At 59.8% G+C, this 10082-nt stretch carries 8 protein-coding genes; 3 read left to right on the top strand and 5 right to left on the bottom strand.

The window, feature by feature from the left end; all coding sequences use genetic code 11:
• Positions 1-100 precede the first annotated feature (100 nt).
• Genes NW844_RS03735 through NW844_RS03725 form a run of 3 tightly spaced genes read left to right on the top strand, consistent with a single transcriptional unit; the run spans position 101 to position 4696 of the window.
• Positions 101-673, top strand: coding sequence for a Uma2 family endonuclease (locus tag NW844_RS03735; protein ID WP_414333601.1), 573 nt, complete (start codon positions 101-103; stop codon positions 671-673).
• 18 nt (positions 674-691) lie between these two features.
• Positions 692-1264, top strand: coding sequence for a Uma2 family endonuclease (locus NW844_RS03730; protein ID WP_414333597.1), 573 nt, complete (start codon positions 692-694; stop codon positions 1262-1264).
• 54 nt (positions 1265-1318) lie between these two features.
• The gene (locus tag NW844_RS03725) at positions 1319-4696 is read left to right on the top strand and encodes a Swt1 family HEPN domain-containing protein (RefSeq protein ID WP_414333595.1); all 3378 of its coding nucleotides are present in this window, start codon (positions 1319-1321) and stop codon (positions 4694-4696) included.
• A gap of 32 nt (positions 4697-4728) precedes the next feature.
• Here NW844_RS03725 and NW844_RS03720 read toward each other — a convergent pair whose 3' ends face one another.
• From NW844_RS03720 to NW844_RS03700, 5 genes are all read right to left on the bottom strand, one after another.
• Positions 4729-6099: a cytosine deaminase gene (locus NW844_RS03720; RefSeq protein ID WP_414333593.1), complete on the bottom strand. Its 1371-nt coding sequence runs from the start codon at positions 6097-6099 to the stop codon at positions 4729-4731.
• On the bottom strand, positions 6092-6415 hold the full coding sequence (locus NW844_RS03715; protein WP_414333592.1) for a YggT family protein: 324 nt from the start codon (positions 6413-6415) through the stop codon (positions 6092-6094). Before NW844_RS03715 ends, NW844_RS03720 begins: the two co-directional genes overlap by 8 nt.
• Before the next feature lie 169 nt (positions 6416-6584).
• Positions 6585-6959 carry a hypothetical protein gene (locus NW844_RS03710; protein WP_414333591.1) on the bottom strand — a complete coding sequence of 125 codons (375 nt, stop codon included), beginning with the start codon at positions 6957-6959 and terminating at the stop codon, positions 6585-6587.
• Between the two features lie 42 nt (positions 6960-7001).
• Entirely contained in the window at positions 7002-8768 is a 1767-nt protein-coding gene (locus NW844_RS03705) for an ABC1 kinase family protein (RefSeq protein WP_414333589.1), read from the bottom strand.
• Positions 8769-8921: 153 nt separating this feature from the next.
• Positions 8922-10082 (bottom strand): glucose-1-phosphate adenylyltransferase (locus NW844_RS03700; protein ID WP_414333588.1); only part of this gene is annotated, 1161 nt, incomplete at its 5' end.

Genomic DNA, 10082 nt, shown 5'->3' with positions numbered 1-10082 from the left:
GGGCTGCTCCCTCAGGGAGAGGGATCCAGGGGTGAGGGATCCAAAAGACTACAATAGCGCCAGCGCCCCCTCAAATCCTCTGAACGGGATCCCTCAAGCCGTGATCTCCCTCAACTTGCGGCCCAGCCTGGAGTTGACCGATGAAGTCTTTGAACAGCTCTGCCGGCAGAACCCTGAGCTGCGCCTGGAGCGCACCGCCCAAGGGGAGCTAGTGGCCATGGCCCCTGTCGGCAGTGAGAGCGGGCTTCGCAATGCCGACCTGCTGGGGCAGCTCTGGCAGTGGAACCGCCGCACGAGCTTAGGACTTGTCTTCGACTCCTCCACGGGCTTTGCCCTGCCCAACGGGGCCATTCGCTCTCCCGATGCCGCCTGGGTTGCCAAGGAGCGCTGGCAGCAGCTTACCCCCCAGCAGCGGCGCCGCTTTGCCCCCCTGTGTCCCGATTTTGTCTTGGAGTTGCGCTCCCCCACGGATGATTTGGCCACTCTGCAGGCCAAGCTGCAGGAATACCTTGAGAACGGATCCCGGCTGGGCTGGCTGATCGACCCGGAAAGCCAGCGGGTCTACGTCTATCGTCCAGGCCAGCTCCCCCAGATCCTGGAGCGGCCCACCTGCTTGGAAGGGGATCCCGTCCTCCCTGGCTTTGTTGCGGATCTTACCCTAGTCTGGGAATAGCTCCCAGAGAACCTGCCCATGATCGCGCTTAACCTACAGCCCAGCCTGGAGTTGACCGATGAAGTCTTTGAACAGCTCTGCCGGCAGAACCCTGAGCTGCGCCTGGAGCGCACCGCCCAAGGGGAGCTAGTGGCCATGGCCCCTGTCGGCAGTGAGAGCGGGCTTCGCAATGCCGACCTGCTGGGGCAGCTCTGGCAGTGGAACCGCCGCACGAGCTTAGGACTTGTCTTCGACTCCTCCACGGGCTTTGCCCTGCCCAACGGGGCCATTCGCTCTCCCGATGCCGCCTGGGTTGCCAAGGAGCGCTGGCAGCAGCTTACCCCCCAGCAGCGGCGCCGCTTTGCCCCCCTGTGTCCCGATTTTGTCTTGGAGTTGCGCTCCCCCACGGATGATTTGGCCACTCTGCAGGCCAAGCTGCAGGAATACCTTGAGAACGGATCCCGGCTGGGCTGGCTGATCGACCCGGAAAGCCAGCGGGTCTACGTCTATCGTCCAGGCCAGCTCCCCCAGATCCTGGAGCGGCCCACCTGCTTGGAAGGGGATCCCGTCCTCCCTGGCTTTGTCGCCGATCTCAGCTTAGTTTGGGAATAGCCTGCCCCGAGTTGCCCTCTTTTCCCACCTGCCCCTTCTTGCAGCCCTTGACCGATGGCTATCAGCAACCACGAACGTGTTGGACGCGCCCTCAATCTTCTCCGACAGGGGCTTTATCCGTTTGTCGTGCGGGAAATGCAAGCCTTTCATGGCGAGAACTGGCTGAACGTGGCCGCCGACACCTTGCCCCAGAGCTCTCCCAAGTTCAAAAGCCCAGAGCAGATCCTCGAGCAAGATGTTGCGGCCCTGCTGACCCTAATGTGGGAGCAATGGAACACCGTCTTCAGGCAAACCTTGGGTCAAGCAGAGCGCACCCTAGTCAGCGAGCTGCGCAACACTCGCAACGCCTGGGCCCACACCTGCACCTTTGGTTTTGACGACGCCTACCGCGCCCTCGATAGCGTGGCCCGCCTGCTGAGCGCCATTGCCGCTCCCCAAGCAGCCGAGGTGGAAAAGCAAAAGCAAGAGCTGCTGCGGCTACGCTACGAAGAACAGGCCAAGCGAGAAAGTCGCCGCGCCATTGTAGCTTCTCTGGAAGGCCAACCCCAAACTGGCCTCAAACCCTGGCGGGAGATCGTTACCCCTCATCCGGATGTGGCCTCTGGCCGCTTCCAACAGGCCGAATTTGCCGCCGACCTCTGGGAGGTTTACCTTGGCGAGGACTCCGCTCGCCCCGGCGGGACGGCGTCCTTTGAGTACCGGGATCCCGTCGAGTTCTACCGCCGCACCTACCTCACCAAAGGGCTGCAACAGCTTTTGATCAACGCCCTGAGGCGCCTCAGCGGCCAAGGGGGAGATCCGGTAATCGAACTGCAGACCAACTTTGGCGGCGGCAAGACCCACGCCATGCTCGCCCTCTACCACCTTTTCTCCCCCCCTTCCGGGAGAGGGAGTGAGGGCCTCCTACCCGACACAGAACCTCTTTTGCAAGCTGTTGGCCTACAGAGACCACCGCAAAACGTCAGAATAGCTGTCCTGGTGGGGAACAAGCTCCAGGCCAGCGGGATCCCTCCCTACCGGCCCGAACACAGCCAGCAAAACCGCCCCCTGATCCGCACCCTTTGGGGAGAGCTGGCCTGGCAATTGGGCGGGCCTGAGGGTTATGAACTGATGCGGCAGGCCGATGAGACTTCCACCAACCCTGGCGACAGCCTCAAGGTTTTGTTTAACCGCTATGCTCCTTGCCTAGTTCTCATCGACGAATGGGTGGCCTACGCCCGCCAACTGCACGACACTCCTGACCTGGCTGGCGGCACCTTCGACACCCAGTTTACCTTTGCCCAGACCCTGAGCGAATCGGCCAAGAACGCCAAAGATACCCTGCTGGTGGTCAGCGTCCCCTCTTCCGACATCGAAATAGGCGGCGAACGGGGCAAGGAAGCTCTGGTTCGGCTCAAGAACGCCATCGGGCGAGTCGAGTCCCCCTGGCGACCGGCCAGTGCTGAAGAAGGCTTTGAAATCGTCCGCCGTCGCCTGTTCCAGCCCATTCTTGACCCTGACCTGTTTGTGCAGCGGGACGCGGTGGTCAAAGCCTTTATGGATCTCTACCGCAGCCAAAGCCAGGAGTTCCCCAGCGAGTGCAAAGAAAGCGACTACGAACGTCGCCTCAAGGCCGCCTACCCCATCCACCCCGAACTGTTCGACCGGCTTTATGCTGACTGGTCAACGCTGGACAAGTTTCAGCGCACCCGCGGCGTCCTGCGCCTGATGGCCAGAGTCATCCATATCCTCTGGCAGCGCGATGACCGCAGCCTGCTGATCCTGCCCGCCCACATCCCCATGGACGACCAGCAGGTGCAGTCGGAGCTGACCCGCTACCTCGACGACAACTGGCTGCCGGTCATCGAAAAAGATGTGGATGGGCCCAATTCTCTTCCCCTGAGCCTCGACGGCGCCCATCCCAACCTGGGCCGCTACTCCGCCTGTCGCCGGGTTGCCCGCACCATCTACATGGGATCCGCCCCCACCCTGCGGGCTGCCAACCGAGGCCTAGAGGAGCGCCGCATCAAGCTGGGCTGTGTCCAACCGGGGGAACATGTAAACACTTTTAGCGATGCCTTGCGGCGCCTTTCCGACCAAGCCACCTACCTCTATGTGGATGGCAATCGCTACTGGGTTTCCACCCAGCCCAACGTCAACCGCACCGCCCAGGAACGGGCTGAGCAGCTTTTGCAAAACGAGCGCCACTCCATCTGGGAAGAGCTCCTCCGCCGTCTCAGAGCCGACAAAAGCCGAGGCGAATTCGGCGCCCTGCACATCGCTCCCGAATCTACCGCCGACATCCCCGACGACAGCTTGGGGGTGCGGCTGGTCGTCCTTTCTCCTCAATATCCCTACAGCCGAGGTAACCAAAACAGCGAAGGACGGGCATGGGCAGAGCAAGTTCTGCAGCGCCGCGGCAGCGGCCCTCGCTACCACAAAAACATGCTCCTATTTTTGGCTCCCGACAAAGCCAAATTGGAAAACTTGGAACGCCATACAGCTCAGTATTTGGCGTGGAAGGGAATCGAGGAAGAGAAAGACATCCTCAACCTCGATGCCTTTCAAACCAAGCAGGCCAACACCAAGCTAGAAGAGTCGAACAGGGCAGTTGATATCAGTCTACGGGAAACCTACCAGTGGCTTTTGATCCCAACTCAGCCCGATCCCCAGGGTGGCATTGAGTGGAAAGAAACTCGCTTGCAAGAACAAGACTCTCCCATTTTGCAAGCCAGCCGCAAGGCTGTTCGTGAAGGTGATCTAGTGGTCAGTTATTCTGCCCTCAACCTGCGCTTGGATGTTTTGGACAAGTTTCTCTGGCGGGAGGCAGATCATGTGAGTTTAAAACGGCTGTGGGAGTGCTTGACCCAGTACCCCTATCTGCCTCGCCTGAAAAATCAGTTGGTCTTGTTACAGGCTGTTCAAGATGGCGTTGCCTCAGAAACCTGGCGGGAAAGCTTTGCCTACGCTGAAAGTTTTGACGAAGCTAGGGGCAAGTATCTTGGCTTGAGAGCGTCAACCAGTGTCAACGCCGCCCTCAATGAAAATGGGCTGCTGGTCAAGCCAGAAATTGCCCTACGGCAACTCAACGAGCACAGCTTCCCTCCCCCTCGGCCTGATACCGATGCCCCGTCAGGGCAAGCTGAAGTAATAGCCATAAAAGATAGTAGACAGGATAAGAATCAACCCCTTGCCCCAATCTCTCCTGAGCTGCCCCGGCGCTTCTATGGCAGGGTAGAAATTGCCGATCCCTTGCGAATCAACAGAGATATTGCCACCCTCGCCGAAGAGGTGATCCGGCACCTGACCAATCTGCCGGGATCCACCGTCAAAATCACCCTGGAAATCGAAGCGGAAATACCGGAAGGCATGCCGGAGACCGTAAGGCGCACCGTAGCAGAAAACTGCCGAGCCTTGAAGTTCTGCACCCAGGAGTTTGAGAGCGATCTTTAGATAATCCGCAGCAGTAAGGAGCTCAACCTACTCTATGAGCTGCAATCTGCCCCTGCGTTGAGATCGTCCAGTTCGCTGTAGTCCGGCAGCGTGGTATCGATAGGCTGACCTTGGCGCAACACTACTCGGTCATGCTGAGGTCGGGAAAGCAGCTCGTCAAACCCCCGGCCCTTGAACAGCACCAAGTCTGCCGACAGGCCCACCCCAATTTGCCCGGCCTCTACCAAGCCCATCCTACGGGCCGGGGTGGCAGTGATGGCCTGCGGCCAATCCCCGTAGGGGGTGTCCAGGTGCAGGATGCGGGTGGCCTCCCGAAACACTTCTAGGCCGTCGTGATCCCCGAAGCCGTGGAAAGGATCCCGGCAGTTGTCACTGGCTATCATCACCGGCACGCCCAAAGCCTTCAGCTCATGGAGCAGCGTTACCCCCCGCCAGCGGGGCGTGTGGCCGGGGCGGCGGTCTTGTAAATAGAGGTTACACATGGGCAGGCTGACCACGGCGATCCCCGCCTCTTTGACCAGGGCCATGGTCTGGTGGGCCACCTGCGGCGGCTGCACCGCCAAACTGCAGCAATGGCCGCACACCACCTGGCCGGAAAACTCATGGCGCAAGGTTGCTGCTGCCACGTGTCTCAACGTGAGGGATCCCGGATCCTCCGTCTCGTCGGTGTGGAAGTCGAGATCCAGCCCCCGCTCCTGGGCCAGGGCAAACACCCGCTCCAACTGCTCATCCAGCTCCGGCCCCATCGCCGCTACTCCACCCAGGATCCCGCCCAGCTCTGCCACCTTGTCCGCCAGCTTCTCCCCTGCCGGCGTGAGAAAGAAGTCCAAATGGGTCAACGTCACTGCCTGCAGCTCCAGTCTGCCCGCCCACTCTTGCCGCAACTGGGCAAACACCTCCCAACTCACCTGGGCGTGGGGGCCGTTGCAGACCAGGTGGGTGCGCACCGCCTGGGATCCATGGGCATAGCTGCAGCGCAGGCCAAAGTCGCAGCGGCGGTAGATATCCTGCCAAAGTTTTTCGTGCCTGCCGGCGTAGGCCCGCTCCATTTTGGCCCAGTCTTCCTGCTCGGCCCGGATTGCCCCGGCAAACGTGCCGTCGGGGTTGGGGGTGCGCGGCCACACGTGCCCCTTGTCCAGGTGGGTGTGGATATCGACAAAGCAGGGCCACACCTGTCCCCGCCTCAGATCTACACTCGGGATCCCCTGAGGCGGGATCCCTGTTGCCGCTCGGATGTGGCCAATTCGCCCCTCCCTAATTTCCAGATCCAATAGCACCAGGCCCTCCCGGTTGGGGATGGCCCCTGGCACCGCATCTTTGAGCACCGAGACGGGAACCTGGGCATTGAGCAGCCAGTAGTGGGCAGCGCCAGGGATCTGCACAGTGGTACAGCAATTAGGCAAACTGGCCCACCACCTGCATGGCAAAGCTCAGCAAAATAAAGGCCAACCAGGGGGAAAAGTCCAAGCCGCCGATGGGGGGGATGAGGCCGCGGAAGAGGTTGAGATAGGGATCCGTGAGCTGGCTGAGCACCGACAGGATGGGGTTCGACCAGTTCAGTTGCGGGAACCAGCTCAGCAAAATCCGCACAATCAGCAGGGCATTGTAAATGACGATGAACTGGTAAAGGGAGCGAAACAGCAAAGACGCGGCACTGCCGTAGACCAGCCCCAGAGAGAGGCCGTCTGTCCAAGGGAGCAACAAAGGGCTGAGCATCATGGTTAGAAACAGCGAGGGAACGACTCTTCAACTCATCTCAACTTAAGCGCTGTCGGCAGAGGCAGACCTGATCCAGGAGGGCAACTCAGCCGAGAGACGAGAACACTGGCACCCCTCAGGGGAGAAAGCCAGTGCCGCCTCTAGTTTGGCATGGACAGGGATCCCCTGCTTAAGGCTTTTCCTCGACAGCGCTAGAAGATATTTCCTTGACAAGCAGTTGTGCGCGGGTGGCCTGGATCGCCTCGTTCAACTCGGCAATCTTGGCTTCGAGGGTGCGGCGGGCCTGGGCAATCCGCTCTGTTTCCTGTTCCCACTCCCTCCAGTCGCTGGAGCTGGGCACAGCCGGCTCACCCGAGACTCGGAGGCGCGGCCGCTCAGGAGGGACAGAGGTGCCGTTGAGACGGTCGGGATCGCGGCGCTGGCCTTCGGCGGATCCCTTGCTCAGTCGGGGGGCCAGCACAAAGGCGATCACCCCGCCGATGATCCCGCCCAACACAGCGCCGGCTACCACACCGGCAATGAAGTCACCTTTCTGATCTGCCACGCTTTTGTCCAGCTCACCAAACTTAAGCTATCTTCTTCTGTTCTACCTTTCCTGTCCCACTCCCGCCAGCAAATTCGGCCAGGGCTGGGGAAGTCGCCAGTGGCTGAGCCGCTCCAGGTGGGCTTGCATCTGTTCCCTCAACTCGGCCAAAGCATGTTGCAGATCGCCGGGCAGGGATCCCAGTGCCGCCTGCCAGAGGTGAGTTGGAGACAAGTCGGGGCTGACCACATGCCACAGCCGCTGTAGCTCCTCAAAGTGAAGGCGGTCATCTTCCGTAAGCGAAAGCACCAACTGGCGGCGCAGCTCGCGGGCCTCTTCCGACATCAAGTAGCGCAAACCCATTTGGGCAGTGGGGATCCAATCCAGCCCCCCATCGCTGCGGGCAATTTGGATCAAATTCTCCAGGCGGTTCCAGCGGAACTTGCCATCTTTAATCAGCACTTGCAGCAGCCGCTGGCGAATGCGGGGTGACTCATCCGTCAGCAGGCGCTTGGCCACGTAGGGATAGGCCACACCAACAATGCGAAACTGGGGATAGAGGCTAAGAGCCACCCCTTCTTGAGTAACCAAAGAGCGGATTACCAACGCAAAGTGGGAGGGTACCTGAAAGGGGTAGCGGTACATCAAATCGGAGAACTGGTCGGTGGCGGTTTTGAAGTTGAAGTTGCCCACCTCCTGGTTCAACACATCCGCCAGCACCGTCTCCAAAGCAGGGATCAGCTCTTGGCGGTTGACATCCGGCTGTAAAAAGCCCAGATGAATAAAATCGTCGATTAAGGCGTTGTAGTCGCGATCCACCAGGTGAACCAGCGCGTCCACCAGATATTCCTTCATTTCTTCGGTGAGCTGGTCCATCATGCCGAAGTCGATATAGGCCAGGCGGCCATCGGCCAGGGCAAACAGGTTGCCCGGATGGGGATCGGCGTGGAAAAAGCCGTATTCCAGCAACTGCTTCAGGCCAGCCACCACGCCAATGCGCACCAGTTGTCTGACCTCCAAGTTGGCGGCTCGAATCCGCTCCACATCGGTGAGCTTGATGCCGTCGATCCACTCCAGGGTCAACACCCGGCGGGTGCTGTAGGCCCAAAAGATGCGCGGCACATACACATCGGGATCGCCGCGAAAGTATTCGGCAAAGCGCTCGCAGTTTTGCCCTTCGTTCAGGTAGTCGATCTCCTCAAAAAGCTTGTAACCAAACTCATCCACCACCGCCGTCAAGGTGTTGCCCAGGTTCAGGGGCAGCCAGGAACCCAGCCAGGTGGAGGCCCAGCGGATGAGGTACAGATCTAGGCTCAGCCGCTCCCGCAGGTGGGGCCGCTGCACCTTGACCGCCACCCATTCGCCACTGTGCAGTTGCGCTTTGTAAACCTGGCCTAGGCTGGCCGCGGCCACCGGCTCGGAAGAGATCTGGGCGTAAATTTCGCTAATCGGACGGCCCAACTCTGACTCGATGCGGGCAAACGCCTCCTGGGAAGGAAAGCTGGGCAGTTGATCCTGCAGCTTGGTCAGCTCTTCCAAGTAGTCTTTGCGCACCAAGTCCGGTCGCGTCGAGAGGGCCTGCCCCACCTTGATGAAGGTGGGCCCCAGGTCGGTGAGCAGCTTGCGCAACTGGGCCGAGCGCTCCGCCACATTGCGCTCCGTCTGCCCCCACAGGCGATCCCAGCGCAGACAGAGGACAAACCAGAGAAAGGGCCAGAGAATGGCCAGCGCCCGACCGATCACCTGCGGCAGGCGCCAGCGGTAGTAACGAGCAATAAATTGCGGATCGTAAACTTCTAGGTCGGCAATCGAGGAAATCCTATTCAGCACGCTCAAGGGATCTCACAATCTGTTTTTAAAGCTCTCAATAGTTATCGTAATCTATTGTAACGGCAAAAGCCTCTTGATTCCTCTTCATCTTGCTTAACAGCACCTCCTCAGCGCTCGCCAGCCAGGTTCTTGGCCAGAGCCGACCTCCCCCGATCAAATGACGGTGTTGTCCGGGATCACCGAGTCCTTGATGATGGTGACGATGCCGTTGCTGATCCAGATCCCTTCCTCTTCCCGCTGCGCTTCGCTGACGTGATCCTTGTTGAGGATGCGGACGTTGCGCCCGATGCGGGCGTTCTTGTCCACGATGGCGTTGACAATGTGGGAGTTGGCCCCGATGCCCACCGGTGGGATCCCGGCCTCCAGCTTGGCCTGGCGCTCTTCTGCCGACTCGTAGTAATCGGCCCCCATGACCAGGGTGTTTTCTATGATGGTGTTGGCTTCCAGGCGGCTGCGAATGCCGATGATGGAATTGCGAATTTGGGCATTTTTGATGATACAGCCGTCGGCGATGATGGAATTGACGATGTGGGAATCGAGAATCTTGTTGGGGGGCAAAAAGCGCGGGCGGGTGTAGATGGGCATTTCGCTGTCAAAGAAGCTAAAAGGCGGGTTGGGCTGCTGCACCAGCGCCAGGTTGGCCCGATAAAAAGCCTCGATGGTGCCGATGTCTTCCCAATAGCCCTTGAAGAGGTAAGCCTGCAGATGGTATTTGCCAATGGCTGCCGGCAGCACCTCTTTGCCGAAGTCGGTGTGCTCCTTCACCTGCAGCATCTCGATGAGGGCTTCCCGCCGGAATACATAAATGCCCATCGAGGCGATGTAGGGCTTGGCCTTGGCCTCTTCCGGGCTAAGGCCGAGGGCTTGGGTATCCACCTGACAGGCTTGCAGCAGCTCCCCCTGCGGCTTTTCCTTGAAATCGACAATGCGACCGTTCTCGCCGATCTTGAGCAGGCCAAAACCTGAGGCCACTTTTTCTTCGCAGGGGAGCACCGCCAGCGTCACATCGGCTCCGGTCTGCCGGTGATGGTGGATGAAGGGGCGGTAGTCCATGCGGTAGAGGTGATCCCCAGACAGGATGAGGAAGTCCCGTGGCTTCCAAGAGTCCATCAGCCAGAGATATTGGCGCACAGCATCGGCGGTGCCCTGAAACCAATCCGGGTTATCGGGCGTTTGTTGGGCCGCTAAAATATCCACAAAGCCGCCTGTGAAGGGAGACATGCGGTAGGTGTTGACGATGTGGCGGTTGAGAGAGGCGGAGTTGAACTGGGTGAGGACGTAGATTTTGTCGATATCGGAATTGATGCAGTTGCT

Source organism: Synechococcus sp. H55.2 (genome assembly GCF_047462495.1).
Taxonomy (GTDB): Bacteria; Cyanobacteriota; Cyanobacteriia; order Thermostichales; family Thermostichaceae; genus Thermostichus.
Note: the sequence above shows the minus strand (reverse complement) of the source record. Positions and strands in the feature narration are given on the sequence as shown.